The sequence below is a fragment of the Staphylococcus sp. TCBT05 genome, assembly GCF_055179755.1.
Window position 1 is genome coordinate 1,052,499 of sequence record NZ_JBUQDQ010000005.1, and the last position, 21,218, is coordinate 1,073,716.

Below are 21,218 nucleotides of genomic sequence, written 5' to 3' on the forward strand. Positions count from 1 at the left end.
GAATTTTCAATATGAAACTTGCATGGAAAGAAATGAAATATTATAGATTTCGTTATATTTTAATTATGTTTATCATTTTGTTACTTGCAACAATGGTGTTATTTATCAGCGGACTTGCTCAAGGTTTAGCTAGAGAGAATGTGTCACTATTGGATAATATGAAAGCACAAAAATTTGTGATGGAGGACAATAAAAAACCACAATTAGAACAATCCAATATTCAACATCACAAACAACAAGAGATTGAACAGATCATTAATCAACAACCATTACAACTTGCCTCACAAACATTGAAATTAAATGATGATGAAGAGACAGTTACGATGATTAATTTGTTAGAACAAGACAAACCTCAATTAATTAAAGGTAGTTATCCAACGAAAAATAATGAGATAGCAATTAATGAAAAACTAAAGGCACAAGGTCTGACTATTGGTGATCAAGTTCAATTGAAATCAGGCACAAAGTTAAAAGTTACCGGTGAGATAAACGATACGATGTACGCACACAGCTCAGTTGTAGTGATTTCAAATCAAGGGTTCAACAAATTAAATACAAAGGCGAGTACGGTTTATCCATTAATAAATATATCTAAAAAAGACCAACAAGCATTGAAAAAAATATCTGGTATAGCTATTAATGATAAGGCAGATGTTAAAAATGCGATACCAAGTTATCAGGCAGAACAGTCACCATTAAATATGATGGTAATCAGTTTATTTGTTATTTCAGCAATTGTACTTACAGCTTTCTTCTATGTAATGACAATACAAAAGACCGCTGAGATAGGTATATTAAAAGCGATTGGTATAAGCACACGTCATCTCATCAATGCATTATTAGTACAGATTATTGGAACGACAATGGTTAGCACTATTGTTGCGATTGGGATTATTTTACTATTATCTACCATAATGCCAGTGACGATGCCATTTCATATTACATTATTAAATTTATTATTAGTATTTTCGGTATTTATTGTAGTTGCTGTGATAGGAGCATTATTATCTTTAGTTAAATTATTTAACGTGGATCCAATAGAAGCTATAGGGGGAAGAGAATAGTGAGTTTAATAGTTAAAGAAGTTCATAAATCATTTGGTAATGGATCATCAGAAACGCGCGTTTTAAAGGGAGTTAATTTTACTGCAAAAAATGGACAATTTATTATATTAAATGGTTCTTCAGGTTCGGGAAAGACAACGTTACTAAATATATTAGGTGGATTATTAACGCAAAGTGCTGGTGAAATTATATACAATGACCATGCAATGTATAATGATTTGAAGAAGGCGAGTAGCATGCGTTTACATGATATAGGATTTATCTTTCAATCTTCACATTTGATAACTTATTTAACAGTGATAGATCAATTAGTCACTGTAGGGATAGAAGCGGGAATGTCTAAACGAGAAGCGAAGGATAGAGCACGACAACTATTAACACGTATTGGTTTGCAACATCGGTTAGACGCTTATCCTAATATGTTATCGGGTGGAGAGAAACAAAGGGTTGCAATTATGAGAGCGTTTATGAATCAACCGAAGTTAATTCTAGCTGATGAACCAACTGCTAGTTTAGATGCAAAACGTGCAACAGAAGTAGTTGAAATGATCGCTAATGAAGTTAAGACGCAAGGGTTAATTGGAATAATGATTACACATGATCGACGCTTATTTTCATATGCTGATCAGTTAATCGAATTAGATGAAGGCAAAGTGATTTCAAATTAATCAAAAATAGAGTGTTTGCGTTATTGTGAAATAAGTAAGAGGTTGAGATACAATCGTTATTCTAATGTAATAACGATGTCTCAACCTCATTTTTTTACCAAGTTGGAATATGCCATAAAGCCATGATGCAAATAAAGAATAATGAGGCAAAATAGATTGTTAAAATGAATTTATATTGATACATTAACGCTAAAAAGTCTCTGACTAAGGCGATTTCTAAGAAATGATAGGGTGTATGACTACCTGCACCAGAGAGTTTTAAGTGGAATTTTTGTCCAAATCTCAGTGCACGTAATATATGGAATTGGCTCGTGATGCAAATGATAGACTTTGACCTATCTTGTATGTTGTTCAATAGTGCAGTTGTGTACTGAATATTTTCAAAGGTACTCGTAGATCGGTCTTCCATAATGATTTGAGATTTAGGTACACCATGATCAACTAGATATCTACTCATTGCTAAGGCTTCGGATATTGGCTCGTCTGGACCTTGGCCGCCACTGACAATTATTGTTGCTGTTGGATGTTCTTTAAAAATATCGAGCGCTTTATTGAGTCGTTCTGCTAACATTGGTGTAACGCGTTCTGTGAAAATACCAGCTCCCAATATAAGTATTATATCAATTTCTTTGTTAACCGATACTCTTGAGAAACTTGATGTACATACGGCGTAACATAAAAATGCATAAATAGTACTAAAGGCAATAGCAGCTAGCCAATAAAAGATAGCATTAAACGCAATGGGTATTAAAGAGATATATGCACAAGCAGCAGCAAATAAACCAACTTTATAAATGATTTTTCCAAGACGCTGTAAAAATAAGCGACCTGCAGCAATATATCTTAAATTATTGTGTCTATAGCAAAGTGTCGCTATACCGATTGCCATAGCTATTAATAAAGCAATGGGGTATGTATGAGCGCCAATGTTAATTATTATAACGATAAATCCTAATATTACCTGGGTAATAAAAAAATTAAGACGAACGAATAGATTAATATTAAAAGTCATGCCAATGCATATGACAATAATCATAAAGGATAATAATATAGGGAGTATGTTCATGGGTCACCTCGAATTACAATTGTATATTTAATGTAAGTTATACCGCTTAAATTAGCAAATGTAATTATTATTTTAGACTGAATGTGTGGAAAATTTGTAGAAATTAACGATTCTTATGAAAAGGTTTACAATATTAGTTATATAAATGTATATTTGAATAAATTAGAATAAGGTAATAACAGGGGATATAGAGGTGACGAAACATGGTAAAAGATATAAATAACCATATTGAATTTATGAAAGAATTTTTAAATGATATAAATACGTTATTAGCAAATCTATCTGTTAAAATACGTGAAGAATATCATGTCTCTAAAGAACAGGCATATGTCATTAGAATGTTAGAACATGAGAAGGCACTGTCTTTGACTGAAATAACTGATAGACAAGGTGTAAATAAAGCTGCAGTAAGTCGCAGAATAAAGAAACTCATCAATGCTGGATTAGTACAATGGGATAAATCAGAAGATAGTATGGATCAAAGAATGAAATATATCAAGCTTACGGAATTGGGAAAGCAATTTAACATTGAAAGTAAGCAAGTCATTAGTGATATTGTAGGCAATCTTTCCAGTGATCTGTCAGATGAACAAATAGAACAAGCACGTTATGTTTTAGAAATAATTGATCATAGAATAAAGCAAGTTAATATTGAGAATAACTTTTAGTGATGACAAATCTAATTTAGTTTACTTATGATATATTTTGTAGCAATTGGAGTTTAAGTGACGATTGACGCTTATTTATAAAGTGACAATCGTTTTATTATGTCAATTGATCACTTCTTTAAGACTAAATACGTATATCAATTTTTACCGATTAAATTTATAATAAAAAAGGATATCTATAGAAATTGCTTTTTAGCAATGACATTACAAATTACTAACAATCTATAGAATGATATAGTTTCACGTTGTGTTATGTTAAAATAACGAGATAGTGTAAAAAATTCAGGATTACAGAGGTGATAAAATGCAAAAATGTCCTGAGTGTGGGGGAAATATGCGAGATGGACAAAGAAAATGTCGTCATTGTGGCCATCGAATTAAAGGGCGAGCGAATGATAACGAAATGACGAGAGCAACTAAAGAAAGTAATTCTACATCTAATTTGAAAATACGTAAAATTATACCCTTTGGAATTGCATTTTTTATCATTGTTTTACTTATTATTATTTTCTTTTTGGTTAGGAATTTTAACTCTCCTGAGGCTCAATCTGAAATATTAATCAATGCAATTGAAAATAATGATACGCAAAAGCTTTCTACGTTATTAAGTTCACAAAATAATAGTGTTGATGAAAATGAAGCAACAGCATATATAAAATATATTAAAAAAGAAGTCGGTATGAAGCAATTTGTTAAAGACGTCAATAACAAGATTACTAAGCTTAATAAGAGTTCGACGAAAGAAGCGGGCTTCGTAACAGCTAAAAATGGTGAGAAGGTATTGCGAATTAGTAAAAATGGACGCCGCTATTTCTTGTTCGACAATATGAGCTTTACTGCACCAACGAAAGAGGCAATTGTTAAGCCGAAATACGATACTACATATAAATTTAAATCACAAGATAAACAAAAAACAGTAGTAGCTGATAAGAATAAGACCACTTCCTTAGGTAAGTTTATTCCAGGTGATTATGAACTTGATGCTAAAAAGGAAATGGAAAATGGACAATTCAGTGGTCAGTTGAAATTTAACTTTAACAATAGTAATAATGAAACAATTGACGTTACTGAAGACTTTAATGAAGCATACATTCAAGTAGAATTGAACGGAGCTAGTAACATTGATAAAAATACAGTTAAAGTCAAAATAAATGATAAGACCTATAAATACAAAAAGGATAAATCATATGGTCCATATCCAAAAACACAAGAAGTTACGATTTCTGCAGAGGGACAAGCTAAAAAGAAAACATTTAAGTCATCTGCAACAACTGTAAAAACAGATAATCTTCGTGATAATACCCATGTTTCATTGAATTTTGATGAAGATGAAATTGATAAATATGTAAAGAAAAAAGAGAAAGAAGAAAACAGTTTTAGAAATAAGGTTGTTAATTTTTTCGGTAAATATACAACAGCACTCAACAGTGCAAGTAGTCAAAATGATTTCAGCGTAATATCAGATTACTTAAAGAAGAATTCAGCAAACTATAAAGAAACTAAAAAAGATATAGCATCTCAAAATGCTTTATATATTCAACAACCTCAGATTACAGATATCGTACGTGTTGGAAAAACATTTTATGTGACGGGTCAAACCTTCAAGGCGAATGGTGAATATGGTAATGTTAGCTACGAATTAGAAGGTAGTAAAGATGCTGATGATTTAAAGGTAGTAAATTATAGTGAATCATAGTTGAAAACATACTCAGAATAGTGGTGAAGTTGTCTATAACAATAGATGACTTCGCTACTATTTTTTATATTACAAGTATAGAACAAAGTGAATAATTATATACAATCAACTGAAATGAAAACTTTTTTGAATATATTGTAGTAAGGTATTTAAAAAGTCATGCGCTAAAGATATAATTAATAGCAATTAACTGTTGAACGGAAATTTGAACTACAACAGTACGACAAAATAATATACTTCAAATAGGCTGTAGAAACATTGGCAGCCTAAATTTATTTATAGGAGCGTTTAAATGGATAAAACACAAGAAACTCAAAAGCAATCTTTATTGTTTATTATCATACTTGGTGCTTTAACAGCCATTGGTGCATTATCTATTGATATGTTCTTACCAGGTTTGCCTCAAATTCAGTCAGACTTTAATACGACAACTTCAAATGCACAGCTGACACTTTCATTCTTTATGATAGGTTTAGCTTTAGGGAATTTATTTGTTGGACCGATTTCCGATGCTATTGGTAGAAAACTACCATTAATGATAGCAATGCTACTTTTTACATTAGCCAGTATTGGTATTATCTTTATTGATAATATTTGGATAATGGTCAGTTTACGATTTGTTCAAGGATTTTGTGGAGGAGCAGCGGCAGTCATTTCACGAGCAATCTCTAGTGACTTGTATAGTGGAAAACAACTTACTAAATTCTTAGCATTACTCATGCTAGTTAACGGTGTCGCACCAGTCATTGCCCCTGCATTAGGTGGGGTGATCCTATCATTTGCCTCTTGGAGAATGGTGTTTGTCATCCTTACACTATTTGGTATATCTATGTTGGCGGGCACTGTATTTAAAGTAACTGAATCATTACCAATAGACCGTAGAGACAGCCCGCATTTATTAAGTATTTTTAAGAACTTTAAAGACTTACTTGTTACTCCGCGTTTCGTCTTACCTATGTTGATTCAAGGCGTGACCTTTATTATGCTATTTAGTTACATATCAGCTTCGCCATTCCTAACACAAAAGATTTATGGATTATCAGCCCAACAATTTAGTATTATGTTTGCTTGTGTTGGAATTAGTTTAATTATTTCTAGCCAGGCTACAGGAAAATTAGTAGATTATATTGAACGTTTAGTACTACTGAGAATATTGACTATAGTACAACTGATAGGTGTGGCATGGGTATCCATTACACTATCAATGCATTTGAGTATCTGGTTATTATTTATAGGATTTATTATTCTTGTTGCACCTGTTACCGGTGTGGCTACTTTAGGATTTTCAATTGCAATGGAGGAACGTACAGGCGGTAATGGTAGTGCTTCTAGTCTATTAGGTTTAGTGCAATCATTATTAGGTGGTATTGTCACGCCATTAGTAGGTTTATTTGGAGAAGCAAACTTCATTCCATATGTCAGTATAATTATCATATCTGGTATATTATTGATTATTTTACAAATTTTGAATTATTTTGTATTTAAAGCAAAGCAACCGCAATAATAATTAAGAAACCGAGCATTGTATTCAGATACAGTACTCGGTTCTTTTGTGTTGTTTTGTACTTATAAACCATTCAATACGCTCCTATATAAACTAATTATATAGAAGCATATTATCACATCTTATGAGTTTAAATTTGAGTTGCTGTAATTTATACAACCTCTTTAGTCACACGATGTTTGTTTATGATTATCGCCTTAGTTTAATGGCATTAGCCAACAGGATTTGTGCAAGTTCGTCGGGTGATTCTTTACAATCCTCTCTAATCCAATAATAAATAAGTCCGATTTGTCCACCTACTGCATAGATAACAAATTGCTTTTTATTTAAAACATTTGTGTAATTATCCAGTAACTTTGTATAGGTTTCCTTTGTTTCGTGGACATAATCTGAAAATAAATCTCGATTAGGATGAGTGACTAATATGGCATGAAAGAAACCATAGTGTCTCTGAATGTAAGTTAAAATAACTTTGAAGAATTTATATAATTTATAGTGGTCAATTTCAACATCTTTAAAGCTATCGTAGAATGCGTTTAATAATTTAGTGTATTTGTCTAAATGATATGTTTGAATGGTTGACATTAAATCATATTTATCTTGGAAATAATCATAAAAGGTTGTTCGATTAATGCCACTATATGCACAAATCATCTTGATGGTTATATTTTCAAATGGTTGCTCTTCTAAGAGGATAATCATATTTTTTATTATTTTATATTTTGCGTTTCGTTTCATGTTTCCTCCCTCTAAAAAGAACAAAAAATGACCTACCCAACACATTTAAAATAACTGTTGGTGTTTTTTTGATTTTCATGTCTCTATAATATATAAAGTGAATTTTAAAAGCAAATAGGAGGAAAGAGTAATGAAGAAAATGGTATTAATCAATGTCATTACCATTGTAGTTCTTGTAATTTTAGGAGTAGTAGGTTTCCATTTTTATAATCAAGCTACAAGTTATGTAAGTACAGATAATGCCAAAGTTGATGGCGAACAAATTAAAGTTTCTGCCCCAGCTTCTGGTGAAATTAAATCTTTCGACGTGAAAAACGACGAAAAAGTAGATAAAGGTGACAAAGTCGCTAAAATCGCAGTTAAAGGTGATGATGGACAAGCTCAAACAATGTCTATTAAAATGCCTCAAAACGGTACAATCGTAAAAACGGATGCTATGGAAGGTTCTATGGTTCAAGCAGGTTCTCCAATAGCATATGCTTATAATTTAGATGATTCTTACATTACTGCCAATGTTGATGAAAAAGATATTGCAGATGTTGAAGAAGGTAAAGATGTTGATGTAAAACTTGACGGTGAAGATGCGAAACTTAAAGGTAAAGTTGAAGAAGTCGGTAAAGCAACAGCTTCTAGCTTCTCATTAATGCCTTCATCAAATAGTGATGGTAACTATACAAAAGTTTCTCAAGTAGTACCTGTGAAAATTTCACTTGATTCAAAACCATCTAAAAATGTTGTTCCAGGAATGAACGCTGAAGTCAAAATTCATAAAAACTAAGGGGGGTCTATAAATGACAATGGCCTTCATTATTATTTACGTAGTCATAGCGCTCATTCTTGTTGCTTTGATTAATTTAGTTGTTGTAAAAAACAGCAAAAGAAAGTCAAAACGACAATTGGAACAAACTAAGCATAGTAAGCATGCTTCAAATGAAAGTTATCAATCTAAATTTAAAGTGAATGACGACCATGATTCTAAAGAATCAAATGTAGCATCATCTTATAAACAAGATGTAGAAGATGATCAAGATAAGGTTGAAGCAAATCCAGCTCAATCTATAGCATCGACTGAAGATAACAGACAAACAACAACAGATTCAGACCATGAGCAAATTAACCCTAATTCAGAAGAAGCCCAAGTAAATGAACAGTTAAAACAAAAACATAGTTCATTTATGTTCGGTAAAGGGACATCTCAAGGTAAAGTATTAATCGCAATGATATTTGGTATGTTTATTGCGATCTTAAACCAAACACTGTTAAACGTTGCATTACCAAAAATCAATACAGATTTTAATATTTCTGCGAATACTGGTCAGTGGCTAATGACAGGGTTTATGTTAGTGAATGGTATTTTAATACCAATCAGTGCGTTTTTATTTAATAAATATTCTTATAGAAAATTATTCTTAGTTTCTATGACATTATTTACAATAGGTTCTCTAGTTTGTGGACTATCAGGTTCGTTTACAATGATGATGATCGGACGTGTCTTACAAGCAATTGGTGCTGGTGTCTTAATGCCACTTGGTACTAATGTATTTATGACAATCTTCCCACCAGAAAGACGTGGGGCAGCAATGGGTATGTTAGGTATAGCGATGATATTAGCACCAGCAATTGGTCCTACATTATCAGGTTATATCGTTGAAAACTATCACTGGAACGTAATGTTCTATGGTATGTTTATTATTGGTTTGGTATCACTTGCAATCGCATATATTTGGTTTAGAGTGTACCAAGTTACTACAAATCCAAAAGCCGATATACCAGGTATTATATTTAGTACGATTGGTTTTGGTGCATTGTTATACGGCTTCAGTGAAGCAGGTAATGATTCATGGAGTTCACCAGTAGTTGTTATTTCATTAATCGCAGGTGTTGTATTTATTGCAGCATTTGTAATTCGAGAAGTAACTATGCGTGTGCCAATGCTTGATATGGCAGTATTAAAATATTCAGGCTTCACGCTTACTACAGTAATCAATATGATTGTTACGATGAGTTTATTTGGTGGTATGATCCTATTACCATTATATTTACAAAACTTAAGAGGATTTACGCCAGTACAATCAGGTTTATTATTACTACCAGGTGCATTAATTATGGGTGTTATGGGACCTATCGCCGGTAGATTACTTGATACAATTGGTATTAAACCGTTAGCATTAGTAGGTACAGCAATTATGACCTATGCTACATGGGAGTTAACAAAATTAAACATGAATACGACTTATGGTCATTTAATGTTAATTTATATTGTTCGTTCATTTGGTATGAGTTTTATCATGATGCCAATTATGACAGCAGGTATGAACTCATTACCACAGCGTTTAATCGCACATGGTAACGCGTTAACAAATACGTTAAGACAATTAGCAGGTTCAATTGGAACAGCATTGTTAGTAACGGTAATGTCTACTCAGACAACACAACATATCGCTTCATACAGTCAAGCATTAGATAAAACAAATCCATTTATTAAAGATAGACTACAAGAAATGTCACAAGCATTAGGTGGAGAACAAATGGCAACACAAAGTGTGTTAGAATTTGTTCAAAAATTAGCCTCTATTAATGGTGTTAACAGTGCCTTCTTAATCGCAACAGGATTAAGTGCGTTAGCATTTGTCTTGAGTTTATTCTTAAAAGGTAAATCTCATTATATGTCAAATGAAGAATAAGTATTAAAAAACAGGAAGACTCATTATTTGAATAGCATTTCTCAAATGTTTTCACGCGCTAAGTGTGAACATTGAGTTTTGCATTTTCATAATGAATACTTCCTGTTTTTTTTATTATATTAAAATTTAGTTTGTCTATTTCTGAAGAATAGGCTAATAATTAATAATGCGATACTACATGTTAATAAGATGAATGCGTTATGAATAGCAACTGCCTCAGTTAATATTTGTTCTGGGCTAAGGTTAATGTAGTGTTGGCTCATTGAGTCGGAAATACTTTTGGCAATGTTCTCAATTAAAAATGAGAAACCAAATGTGATGACAAACATGATTGCTAAAATAAATAAATTCAACATTTTTAATGCAGTACGGTTAAATATCAATGTAAAGATCGTTAAGATTAAGCTCAAAATACATGCACTAAAAAATACATAAAATACGAGTATTAAGCTATCAATGTGTGATTGGAGATTATCGATATTTTCAATATTGATATTTAAGTTACCCATGTGATTCATTGTATTTTGTAAGTTCGTTATTTGATGGAATGTGATCGGCTCGTTAACGAAAGTTAAATTTAATATGGGCTCTTTAAACATACTGTAGCCTGTAATTGCTACTAATATTAGCACGATAACTTGAATCACGATATTAATCCACGATTTCTTCTTTCGGCTACGACGTGTGCCTCTGTACATAGGTTCGCTTGTTAATGTATGTTCAAAATCTTCGAATTGACGGTTGGTTTCTGCCATGAGTGTACTCCTTTCTAAATAGTTGCAATGGTACTATTTTGTGATTTTAATGATAGTTTTGTTATAATGTGAAGTAATTGATATGTTTTAAAATTTGGGATAGTATACTTAAAATATAAAATCGTTTAGATATAATATTAATTGCTTATTCACACTATGCGATGGCTGAAATTAAATGTCATTGAATTAATTTTACCATAACATTTATTTGATATTCCAAATAATATGAAATTTTTCATGGGTTTGCGTAATAAACTGAGATTGGATGGATTAAACATGAAATCTAGATTAACAACGAAATTCATAAATAAATATTTATTACCGTTTCGCTCAATCATTTTTGAAAATGATACGGATTTCGAGCGCTTTTTGAAAAATAGAGAACAGCAAAATCAAAAGAAGCATAAGCAACCAGAAACATTGAATGTAAAATCTGATTTAGATAAACAGCAATTAGGGGATATGCAACTATTTAGATTTAGATTTCGTCATAGTCACCAGAAAAAAATACTTTATATTCACGGTGGGTATAATGTGTTGCAACCTTCTGCATTTCACTGGCGTTTCATGGATAAGCTTGCTTTAAGTACGCTTAATGAAGTGGTATTACCTATCTACCCCAAAGCGCCGGAATATCACATTGATGACACATATAAGGCCATACAACAAGTTTATGACCAATTGTTAACAGAATGTAGCAATGAGGATATTGTCTTGATGGGTGATGGTACAGGTGGGGCATTGGCATTAGGTTTTGTACAACAGCTAGTAGCTGAAGGTCAACCGCTGCCTAACAAAATATATCTCTTTTCTCCATTATTAGATGCGACATTTAGTAATGAGGACATCACTGAGGAACTTGAGCGTAAAGATGTCATTGTAAACAAGCAAGGTGTGCAACGTATTTTAAGTGAATGGTCTGAGCAGACGCCATTAGATAACCAACGTGTATCTCCATTGAATGGGTCACTTGAACACTTACCACCGATATATATGTTTGGCGGCACGAGAGAAATATATTTACCTGATATGACTAAATTGGCGCATTTACTGGAAGACAACCAACGACCTATTCATTTTTATGAATATAAACGAATGGTTAATGCCTTCCCATTATTACCAATTAGAGAGTCACATAAAGTTGTAAAGCAAATTGTGAATACAATAAATCAATAATATATGTGATAAGTAAACCTTACTGATTAACTATAGATGAAAACAAGATCACACAATTTATTATCCTAATTTATGAAAACGAAGTAATTTCAAAATCTGATTAAAAAAGATTATCAATAATCAAACAAAAAGACAGGCAATGACATGATATATGTCTGCCTGCCTTTTTAATTATTATAAATTAATTGATGAAATTAGACTTCCTTATCATTATGAATCGTTGTTCTAATAGTATGGATGACATGTATTTGACCCTTAAGTTGATAATATTGAGCAATAAAGTGTTCAAAGTCATCAGTAGGTTCGCTAAGTCTGTCGAACTTTGATAGTAAATCTTGATACTCAGTTGAATAATTGGTTGCATAAGTTTCATAATGCGCTAAAAATGTATCAGTATCACTATAAGTATTGAGCAGTGTATCAATGGCGTCGAGCGCTTTCTTTTGTCCTTGGTAGTATGCAATATCGAAACCGCGTTGAATTAATTTACTGTCTGGTCCATTGATGACCAGTGCTTTATTTTGATTCAGTTCGCTCAATTCATATTTAGTTGTATCAAGTAAATCATAAAGTTGCATTTGTACTTTTTCATGCATAGATTGTGTCATATATTGAACTCCTTAGTTTGGAATGTTGATGCGGTGACCTAATTGCTTTGGCCATTTCATGTTGGGTTGTTGATTGTAAACATCTGTTATTTGAGTTGTGAATTGCATTGGGAAAGGCGCTGTACGATTGGTTTGTCTATCGATTCCTAGCATCATTGCTTCATTTGTTGCTACAGTTGTCCCATCAGCGTTTGTCATAATTGAAAAGAAATGTAGTCTTTTAGCATCGAAATTATAAAGATAGATAGTTATCGTAAACGTACTAGGATATTTTAATTCTGCCAAATATGAAGTATGTTCTTCAACTGTAAACAACGTGTAGTTGAGTTGCTCACGTTCCTCTAGTGATAATCCATGTTGATAGTTAAATTGATTAATTGCTTCACTAAATACAATATTATAATTTGCATCATGTACGTGCCCGTTATGGTCAATCATATCCTCAGTTACTTTAGCATTATAAGTAAATGGTATGTTCATTCTAAAAACTCCTTGAAGATTCTTAATACTACAAAATAATTACTTTTAGTTTACTAAATTTATTATTAACTTACACGTATTGTATTTCATGATAAAATAAAGAAAATACTTTGAGGTGTGACGATATGAGTATGACGATTAAATATCAAACTGCTAAACAAAGGTTACAACAAGTCGATCAAATTGAAACGATACCCAAAGATGCTACATTAATTTGGTGTGATTTTACTGAACCTACTGCGGCAGACAATGAAATCCTACAGTCTTATTTTAACTTTAATAAACTAGAAATAGATGATACAGTTAATGGGACACCGCGTGCGAAGTACAAAGCTTATGACACATACCAATATATCGTGTTTCATAGTGTGACACATGATAATACGATTAAAGCACTTAACTTATTCATTAAAGATAATATGCTCATTACGTATCATCATAAACCCTTTGCTATTTTGTCTGATGTTGAACAGTTAATAACTGAACATTTTCAACCAGATTTAGATACATCGGATTTAGTATTACATATTTTAGACAAGATGGTCGATAGTTACTTTAAACCAATAACTGAAATAGAAGATAAGGTTTATGCATTTGAAGACCATCAAGTTGATGAAAGTACAAATAAAACAGTCATGGATAAGGTTTATAAGATTAGATCTCAAATCATTCAAATAAAGCGTATTATTTATCCAATGAGAGAGCTTGTCGATGATTTAAAGGAGAGCCACATTTTACTTGTAGATAATAAAAATCATATGTATATTCAACATATAGATGATCATTTAATTAAACAAGTTAACATATTGAAGATAGCGCAAGAGATGACTAATGAAATTAGAGATAATTATTCATCCTACACTTCTTACAAGATGAACAGTGTGATGCAAGTGTTGACCTTGGTGTCGGTAATATTTTTACCCTTAACTTTAGTAACTGGTATATATGGGATGAACTTTACGAATATGCCTGAATTAAAATGGCATTATGGTTACTACATGGTTCTATGCTTGATGTTATTTATCAGTATTGCTTGTATTATATATTTTAAAAGGAAGAAATGGTTTTAACTGGGAAATCAATAACGGAACTGTGTTTCCGATGAATAGATAACTGACAATAAGGATTAAGAGTAGGAGTAAAATTAATGAGCGATTTAAAAAGAGAACAACGAAAAAATGAGCATGTTGAAATAGCGATGGCACAACAAGATGCTTCAATTTCAGATTTTGATGAAATGAGGTTTGTCCATCATTCGATTCCAAATATTGATGTCGCTGATGTGAACTTGCAAAGTGAATTACAGGATTTCACAATGAAACAACCGATTTACATCAATGCGATGACAGGTGGCAGTGAATGGACTAAAAATATAAATGAAAAATTGGCAATTATTGCTAGAGAAACTGGAATGGCAATGGCAGTAGGTTCGACTCATGCTGCTTTGAGAAATGCAAAGATGAGTTCTTCATTTAGTGTAGTTAGAGATGCCAATCCAGAAGGTATGATATTTAGTAATGTTGGTGCAGATGTTCCTGTAGACAAAGCTGAAGAAGCTGTGAAATTACTAGATGCTCAAGCATTACAAGTACATGTGAATTCACCGCAAGAATTAGTTATGCCAGAAGGGAACAGGGTATTCTCTACATGGATGGAGAATTTAGCACAAATCATACAACGTGTTAAAGTTCCTGTTATTGTAAAAGAAGTTGGATTTGGCATGAGTAAAGAGATGATAAAGGCGTTAAATGAAATCGGCGTACGTTATATTGACGTAAGTGGCAGAGGCGGCACAAACTTTGTTGATATTGAGAATGAACGTCGCGAATATAAAGATATGGACTACCTTGGGCAATGGGGTCAAACTACCGTAGAATCATTGTTAGAATCTACTGCGTTCCAACAAGACATGAACTTCTTTGCTAGTGGTGGTGTGAGAACACCATTAGATGCTGTGAAATGTTTAGCACTTGGTGCACGAGCAGTAGGTATGTCGCGTCCATTTTTAAATCAAGTTGAGAATAATGGGATAACAGCCACACTAGACTATGCAGAACAATTCACTGACCATATGAAGAAAATAATGACAATGTTAAATGCCCAATCTATAGACGAATTAAAGCAAGCACAAATTGTTTATGGTCCAAGGCTACATGCTTGGATTGAACAAAGAAATTTAGATATTAAATAAATCAATTGCAATAATAATTTAAACAAGCGCTTAAATGTCTTTTGTCAAAGTCATCTAAGCGCTTGTTATTTACTTTCAGCTCATGATATGTCTCTCAATGATAAGTTCGATGTTTGGAGATAATCATATGTACGAAGCATCATATTGTGTTACATACGCCATGTTACATACGCCATGTTAAATCTGGATTGTCCATCTCGGATTTCTTCATTCTTGAAACATATGGGTTTCCTTTGACGGTAAATCTTAATGGTTTAGTTGTCCATTCTCCTTTGTTAGGAATACCAATACGTGCACTTTCTTCAATGCGTTGAGGATATTTACGATTTTTAGTATCGATGAGTAAACGTCCTTCATTCAAACGAGAACCATCCAAATATCGTGGAATGTTAAAAGCTTTTGTCCATTTACCAGGACCGTTCGTTATTTCAAAACCTGTTTTGCCTCGACGTTTTGCCATGATTTCGATACCTTCTTCAGGTTCGACAGCTCTAATTAATACACCTTCAGGAATACCTTCTTGCTGTGTAACAAAATTTATTAATAAATGCGTATGCATGACATGTGCATAGATTGTACCACCATTTTTATACAAAGATTCAACTTTTGGAGTACGTTTACCTTTATATCCATGGGCAGCTTGATCTTTTGTGCCTACATAAGCTTCAGTTTCTACAATATATCCCGTTAATATTTGTTGTTCATCATGAAAAATAATGCGCACGCCGAGTAAATCACGAGCGATTGTAATGGTGTCCCTATGTATAAAATCCATGAAAACTTTACCTCCATTGTTTGTTACTTATAAAATAATTTTAAAACTAGTATATATAAAAAATTATGTTATCAAAAACAAAATATTTTGATACACTATATATTGTAAGGGTACTTGTTTAGTAAGTATAAATGTATCAAAGATTTGCTCTTAAACAAAGCCCTAAGGGAGATTATATTTTAATAGGAGGGAGTAGCATATGGAGAGAAAAATTGGTTTTGGTCAAGCGCTTAAACTGTTTTGGAAACAGTATGTAAATTTTAAAGGTAGAGCGCGCCGCAGTGAATATTGGTTTATGGCGTTATGGCATCTGATATTCATGGTTCCCGTATTTATATTATACATTATTGGATTAGTTATTATGGTTTCTGGTTTTTCTGTGGAATCAGATGGCGTGGGTGCTTTCGGTTTAATCTTAATGATTATTATGGGGATTATATTATTCGTATATGCTTTAGCAACGTTAATTCCTAATTATGCATTATACATACGTCGTTTCCATGATACTGGTAGATCGATGTTAATACCACTTATATTTTTAGGTGTATATATAGTCACTTATTCAATTATAATAGCATTTAATTTTACTGATCCTTATTATGAAAAAGCGTCTACAATTATTATCGCGATTTTAATTTATTTATTATATCTAGGTATGGGTATTTATAATCTCGTTATTTGTTGTTTAGATAGCGAAAGAAAAACGAATAAATATGGACAAAGCCATAAATATAGTAGTTTTTATCAAACTAAGCAAAATAAAAACAACAACAACGCACCTGCGGATGATGACATTGTAGTTGAATCATCAAATTCTGAGCAGCGTTTTAAACATTTAAGTGAGCGAGAAGATAAATAATCGTAGCTTGAAATGAATAGAATAATGTGAATTTTAATAAAATATTAACTGTCGAACTGGATTTAACCGTTTCGACAGTTTTTTTGTTAGAACTTTGTCCTTGAAATAAAGTTTTGTTAGCAGATTTTTATTAGAGATTAAAACTGAGGTGCACACTTTGCGTGAGAAATTGCTACAACGAATTGTTTTTGGATTGTGCGAGTCACACAGAAATTAGCAACTTTACAACTTTAAAATAGCTCATATTTTTTGAGTCACTTAGTCATTCAATTTCATTTATGTCTAAACCTTAAATATAACTATAGGATGGATAGGATTTACCTAATAAATCATGGAGTGATTGATATCGTTTAAATAAACGTTCGTATTGTTCTACCTTTTCTGGATCAGGCTGTTTGCTATAGTAAATAGGTTGTTTCATTGCGACGACAGTATTCTCTAAGGAATCATATGCACCACCGACAAATGCGCCTAACATTGCTGCACCTAATGCAGTAGCGTTGCTAGCGTCGATGACAACAATAGGTTTATTTAACACATTAGCGTATATATCAATTAATAACTCACTTTTCATAGGAATTCCACCAGCTGCATAGACAGTATGAATGTCGATTTGATTGTTTTCAAATTGTTGCATGATCATTTTCGTACCAAATGCTGTTGCTTCAATATAAGCTCTATGAATCATTTCATAAGGAGTAGTTAATGTAAGCCCGATTACACTACCGGTTAAGTGGCTATCACTTAAGATACTACGATTTCCATTATGCCAATCCAATACTGTAACATGTTGTTTTGTTATATCAATTTTTGATGCGAGTATTTCAAGTTGTTCTAATACGCTTATATCTTGGGCTTGTGCTTCATCTACAATTTCCTTTGGTGCTAAATTTGCTGAGTAGTTAAATAAGTCACCTACTGCAGGTTGACCAGCTTCATATGCGTACATACCTGGAATAATAGCATCTTTTACTGAACCGGTAATTGCAGGTATGGGTACTTGTTTAGTATCTAATACTAAATGACATGTGCTTGTGCCTATAACTGAAGTGAATGCGCCTTCTTCAATAGCGCCCACGCCAAGTACACCTGAATGTGCGTCAATGATAAAGGGAGAAACTTGGACGTTACTTGCTAAGTCCCATAGTTGTTGGAATGCTGATGTGAGACAACCGGCACTTTCGCCAATGTTAATTACAGGTGCTTCACATTTTTCTTTAATTATTTTTGGCAACTCGCTATCAACTGCTTTAAAAAAGTTGTAGTTAAAGCCATCTTGTTCATTATAAAATCCTTTAAATCCAATGCCACAATTTGATCTTGTATTGTTACCAGTTAACAAACTAACAAGGTAATCTCCTGCTTCCATAATATAGCTTGCACGTTCTAGTATTTCTGGTGCGTGTTTTATTACTTCTAATATCTTTGGTATCATCCATTCGCTATTTACATTATGCCCATAATACTGTATCCAAGATGGATCATGTTGTTCACTTACTTCCTTCATTAGTGTAGCTTCGTCTTGCGCGCCATGATGTTTCCATAGTTTGACATATGCATGTGGATTATCTTTTAAATCGTTATGGTTATGTAAAGGCTCAAACTGATCATCCAAGAAAACGATTGTACAGCTTGTGAAATCAATGCCGATACCAATGACCTCATCTCGATTGACTTGACTTTCCTCTAGTACATGTTTTACGCCATGTTTAAGAATGTCGACATAATCATCTGCATGCTGTAAAAAATAATGATGAGGAAGCTCTTGTCCATTTAGTGTTTCAGAAATTGTACCGTGACTGTATGTTTTAATATAGCTTGAAACAATATTACCATTTGTAGTATCCACTAAAAATACGCGTCCAGATGAAGTACCATAGTCGATGCCTATACTGTATGTCATAATTGAACTACCTCCTACGCTATAATTAGAAAACTATTTAAGCTAATGATAGCGATTACAATTACTGATGTAAAGTAGAGCAAACTAATGTATGATGACAGGTTATATAATTCAGATTAATACAATAGTAGGTTCTATAGATAATACAACTATTAATTTAATATGTATTTTAAATAATGTCGTGGTATGATCGTGTTATACATAATGAGGAGAGGGGATGAATACATGTTAACGATAAACCATGTAACAAAGAAATATAAAGACTTTGTTGCAGTAAATGATATTTCGTTGTCGTTAGATGAAGGAAAGATGCTAGGCTTTCTAGGGCGTAATGGTGCAGGAAAGACGACAACATTTCGAATGATTTTGGGATTGACGCCAGTTACAGAGGGCCATATATTGTATAATAATCAAATTATTGATAAAAATTTATATGACCGAATTGGATATTTACCTGAAGAAAGAGGACTTCATCCAAAGATGAAGGTCGAAGATGAATTACGTTATTTGGCGAGTTTAAAAGGCATGAAAAATAAAGCGATTAATAAAGAAATTGATTATTGGCTCGATAGATTCGATATTGAACAAAATAGGGAAAAGAAAATTGAATCATTATCAAAAGGTAATCAACAAAAAATTCAATTATTAGCAAGTATGTTACACAGACCAGAATTATTAATATTAGATGAACCGTTTAGTGGTTTGGATCCAGTGAATGTGGAATTGTTAAAATCTGCTGTTAATGACTTAAATAAAGATGGTACGACAATTATTTATAGCTCACATCGAATGGAACATGTTGAGGAATTATGTGATGATGTTTGCATTTTAAATAAAGGAGAATTAGTGGTTTCAGGACCAATAGACCAAGTAAAATCAAATCATGGTAATAAAAAGGTGATTATTGAAACTGATAAAGCATTAGATGATTTACAGAATATTAACGGTGTACTAGATTGTAATAGGACGAAGCGAAATATTGAGTTAACGATCAATGATGAAGCTACTGCTGAAGTGATTTATCAGCAAGTTATTCAACACGGATACGTACGACGTTTTCAAGTTGTAGAGCCATCATTGAATGAGATATTTATTGATAAAGTAGGTGATTTAAATGGATAAATTTTGGTCAACATTTAAATTAACTTATAAAAATAAAGTAACAACGAAATCATTTCAAATTTTTACAATAATAGTTATCGTATTGATTCTTGCAGCAGCAAATATAAATAAAATTATTGATTTGTTTGATCATGGTAGCGATAAAGTAGGAATTGTTACAGATAACAAGCAAATTTATAAACTTATTGATCAGCAAAGTAAACAACTAGATGATGATGCACAGTATGTAAAGGTTACTGAACAAACTGCAAAATCTGAAATAAAAAAAGATAAGTTAGACAAAGCTTATGTCATCACAATTTCAGATGATCAAAAAATTAAAGGTAAGATTATGAGTAAAGACAGTGTGTCTACAGATGATAAAAAACAACTGTCAGCCGTGTTATCTACAATACAAACACAATTAACAGCAGCAAATCTTAATTTGTCAGCAAATGAATTAAAGCAACTACAAGCTCAAAGTAAGGTGACTTCCGAAGTTGTTGATAATACCAATGCACAATCTGATTTAACTGAGGCTCAAAAAGGATTCAACATGATTATCGTATATGCTGGTGTAATGTTGATGTTCTTTATCGTTATTAATTACGCAGGGCAAGTTGCTATGGAAATTGCTACAGAAAAGACATCACGTGTTATTGAAATGATAATTACCAGTGTGTCTCCTGTAACGCATATTTTAGCGAAGATTTTTGGAGTAATCGCAGTAGCATTAACACAAATTGCGATATTCTTCATAGTTGTTTTAATTAGTTTCTTCGTATTTGATATAAGAAAAATGTTAAAAGGCTTTAAAATTGAACCAAATGATTTAACGGCACAACTAATTACAGTAGGTATCATTTTGTTATTATTAGGTATATTGTCATATATTATATTAGCAGCAATTCTGGGTTCAATTACGGCAAGAATCGAAGATATAAACCAAGCGTTAATGCCAATGACATTACTGAGTATGATAGGGTTTTATATTGCACTATTTAGTGTTATGAATCCAGATACTTTATTAGTTAAAATAGCTAGCTTTATTCCATTGATTTCTCCTTTTGTGATGTTTGTGAGGGCAGCGACACCTGAAGTTGCCTTGTGGGAAATCATTGTGAGTATTATTTTATCTGTAGTGACGATTATCATTTTATTATGGATTGCAGTACGTAGTTATAAAGACACTATTTTAAGCTTTGATAAAGGTTTTATACAGGCATTTAAACGAATTGCTAATAAGAGATAAACTAGAATAGCTAGGAAGTATAAGGCTATC

At 32.4% G+C, this 21,218-nt stretch carries 20 protein-coding genes; 13 read left to right on the top strand and 7 right to left on the bottom strand.

Translation table 11 applies throughout. The features are described 5' to 3' along the window. Positions 1–11: 11 nt before the first annotated feature. A complete protein-coding gene (locus tag ACY191_RS04675) occupies positions 12–1,064 on the top strand; it encodes an ABC transporter permease (protein WP_229366601.1) in 1,053 nt (350 codons plus the stop codon). Next, positions 1,064–1,732, top strand: coding sequence for an ABC transporter ATP-binding protein (locus ACY191_RS04680; RefSeq protein WP_229366602.1), 669 nt, complete (start codon positions 1,064–1,066; stop codon positions 1,730–1,732). Before ACY191_RS04675 ends, ACY191_RS04680 begins: the two co-directional genes overlap by 1 nt. A 94-nt stretch (positions 1,733–1,826) precedes the next feature. Here ACY191_RS04680 and ACY191_RS04685 read toward each other — a convergent pair whose 3' ends face one another. Next, positions 1,827–2,798: a YdcF family protein gene (locus ACY191_RS04685; RefSeq protein WP_463269910.1), complete on the bottom strand. Its 972-nt coding sequence runs from the start codon at positions 2,796–2,798 to the stop codon at positions 1,827–1,829. Between the two features lie 203 nt (positions 2,799–3,001). Between ACY191_RS04685 and ACY191_RS04690 the strand changes: the two genes are divergently transcribed. The 3 genes from ACY191_RS04690 to ACY191_RS04700 all read left to right on the top strand — a co-directional run bounded on the left by ACY191_RS04690 (position 3,002) and on the right by ACY191_RS04700 (position 6,666). Next, positions 3,002–3,466 (top strand): MarR family winged helix-turn-helix transcriptional regulator, encoded by a 465-nt coding sequence (locus tag ACY191_RS04690; protein ID WP_229366604.1) that lies wholly within the window; start codon positions 3,002–3,004, stop codon positions 3,464–3,466. Positions 3,467–3,770: 304 nt separating this feature from the next. Further along, a complete protein-coding gene (locus ACY191_RS04695; RefSeq protein ID WP_229366605.1) occupies positions 3,771–5,162 on the top strand; it encodes a TcaA NTF2-like domain-containing protein in 1,392 nt (463 codons plus the stop codon). Between the two features lie 292 nt (positions 5,163–5,454). Beyond that, on the top strand, positions 5,455–6,666 hold the full coding sequence (locus tag ACY191_RS04700) for a multidrug effflux MFS transporter (protein ID WP_042739323.1): 1,212 nt from the start codon (positions 5,455–5,457) through the stop codon (positions 6,664–6,666). 189 nt (positions 6,667–6,855) lie between these two features. On the opposite strand, the gene ACY191_RS04705 is transcribed toward ACY191_RS04700, so the two are convergent. Next, positions 6,856–7,404, bottom strand: coding sequence for a TetR/AcrR family transcriptional regulator (locus ACY191_RS04705; protein WP_042739324.1), 549 nt, complete (start codon positions 7,402–7,404; stop codon positions 6,856–6,858). A 130-nt stretch (positions 7,405–7,534) separates the two neighbouring features. On the opposite strand from ACY191_RS04705, the gene ACY191_RS04710 reads away from it, so the two are divergent. Both ACY191_RS04710 and ACY191_RS04715 read left to right on the top strand, forming a co-directional pair. Beyond that, positions 7,535–8,182, top strand: a complete 648-nt coding sequence (locus ACY191_RS04710; protein ID WP_042739325.1) for an HlyD family secretion protein — start codon at positions 7,535–7,537, stop codon at positions 8,180–8,182. Between the two features lie 13 nt (positions 8,183–8,195). Beyond that, positions 8,196–10,088, top strand: coding sequence for a DHA2 family efflux MFS transporter permease subunit (locus tag ACY191_RS04715; protein ID WP_042739326.1), 1,893 nt, complete (start codon positions 8,196–8,198; stop codon positions 10,086–10,088). Between the two features lie 119 nt (positions 10,089–10,207). Here ACY191_RS04715 and ACY191_RS04720 read toward each other — a convergent pair whose 3' ends face one another. Then, positions 10,208–10,843 carry a membrane protein gene (locus ACY191_RS04720; protein WP_042739327.1) on the bottom strand — a complete coding sequence of 212 codons (636 nt, stop codon included), beginning with the start codon at positions 10,841–10,843 and terminating at the stop codon, positions 10,208–10,210. A 276-nt stretch (positions 10,844–11,119) separates the two neighbouring features. Here ACY191_RS04720 and ACY191_RS04725 point away from each other — a divergent pair, with 276 nt between their 5' ends. Beyond that, positions 11,120–12,019 (top strand): alpha/beta hydrolase fold domain-containing protein, encoded by a 900-nt coding sequence (locus tag ACY191_RS04725; RefSeq protein WP_042739328.1) that lies wholly within the window; start codon positions 11,120–11,122, stop codon positions 12,017–12,019. Positions 12,020–12,213: 194 nt separating this feature from the next. On the opposite strand, the gene ACY191_RS04730 is transcribed toward ACY191_RS04725, so the two are convergent. Further along, the gene (locus tag ACY191_RS04730; protein WP_042739329.1) at positions 12,214–12,627 is read right to left on the bottom strand and encodes a hypothetical protein; all 414 of its coding nucleotides are present in this window, start codon (positions 12,625–12,627) and stop codon (positions 12,214–12,216) included. Between the two features lie 12 nt (positions 12,628–12,639). Continuing rightward, a complete protein-coding gene (locus ACY191_RS04735) occupies positions 12,640–13,107 on the bottom strand; it encodes a thioesterase family protein (protein ID WP_042739330.1) in 468 nt (155 codons plus the stop codon). A 125-nt stretch (positions 13,108–13,232) separates the two neighbouring features. Between ACY191_RS04735 and corA the strand changes: the two genes are divergently transcribed. Next, on the top strand, positions 13,233–14,177 hold the full coding sequence (corA, locus tag ACY191_RS04740; protein ID WP_229366606.1) for a magnesium/cobalt transporter CorA: 945 nt from the start codon (positions 13,233–13,235) through the stop codon (positions 14,175–14,177). Positions 14,178–14,254: 77 nt separating this feature from the next. Further along, positions 14,255–15,298 carry a type 2 isopentenyl-diphosphate Delta-isomerase gene (fni, locus tag ACY191_RS04745; RefSeq protein WP_042739332.1) on the top strand — a complete coding sequence of 348 codons (1,044 nt, stop codon included), beginning with the start codon at positions 14,255–14,257 and terminating at the stop codon, positions 15,296–15,298. A 163-nt stretch (positions 15,299–15,461) separates the two neighbouring features. Here fni and ACY191_RS04750 read toward each other — a convergent pair whose 3' ends face one another. Continuing rightward, positions 15,462–16,073 (bottom strand): DNA-3-methyladenine glycosylase, encoded by a 612-nt coding sequence (locus ACY191_RS04750; protein WP_042739333.1) that lies wholly within the window; start codon positions 16,071–16,073, stop codon positions 15,462–15,464. A 199-nt stretch (positions 16,074–16,272) separates the two neighbouring features. On the opposite strand from ACY191_RS04750, the gene ACY191_RS04755 reads away from it, so the two are divergent. Then, positions 16,273–16,932: a DUF805 domain-containing protein gene (locus ACY191_RS04755; RefSeq protein ID WP_229366607.1), complete on the top strand. Its 660-nt coding sequence runs from the start codon at positions 16,273–16,275 to the stop codon at positions 16,930–16,932. Positions 16,933–17,221: 289 nt separating this feature from the next. Here ACY191_RS04755 and ACY191_RS04760 read toward each other — a convergent pair whose 3' ends face one another. After that, on the bottom strand, positions 17,222–18,835 hold the full coding sequence (locus tag ACY191_RS04760; RefSeq protein ID WP_229366608.1) for a ribulokinase: 1,614 nt from the start codon (positions 18,833–18,835) through the stop codon (positions 17,222–17,224). 225 nt (positions 18,836–19,060) lie between these two features. Between ACY191_RS04760 and ACY191_RS04765 the strand changes: the two genes are divergently transcribed. Beyond that, positions 19,061–19,957, top strand: coding sequence for an ABC transporter ATP-binding protein (locus ACY191_RS04765; RefSeq protein ID WP_229366609.1), 897 nt, complete (start codon positions 19,061–19,063; stop codon positions 19,955–19,957). Further along, positions 19,950–21,188 carry an ABC transporter permease gene (locus ACY191_RS04770; protein WP_229366610.1) on the top strand — a complete coding sequence of 413 codons (1,239 nt, stop codon included), beginning with the start codon at positions 19,950–19,952 and terminating at the stop codon, positions 21,186–21,188. Before ACY191_RS04765 ends, ACY191_RS04770 begins: the two co-directional genes overlap by 8 nt. Positions 21,189–21,218: the final 30 nt, after the last annotated feature.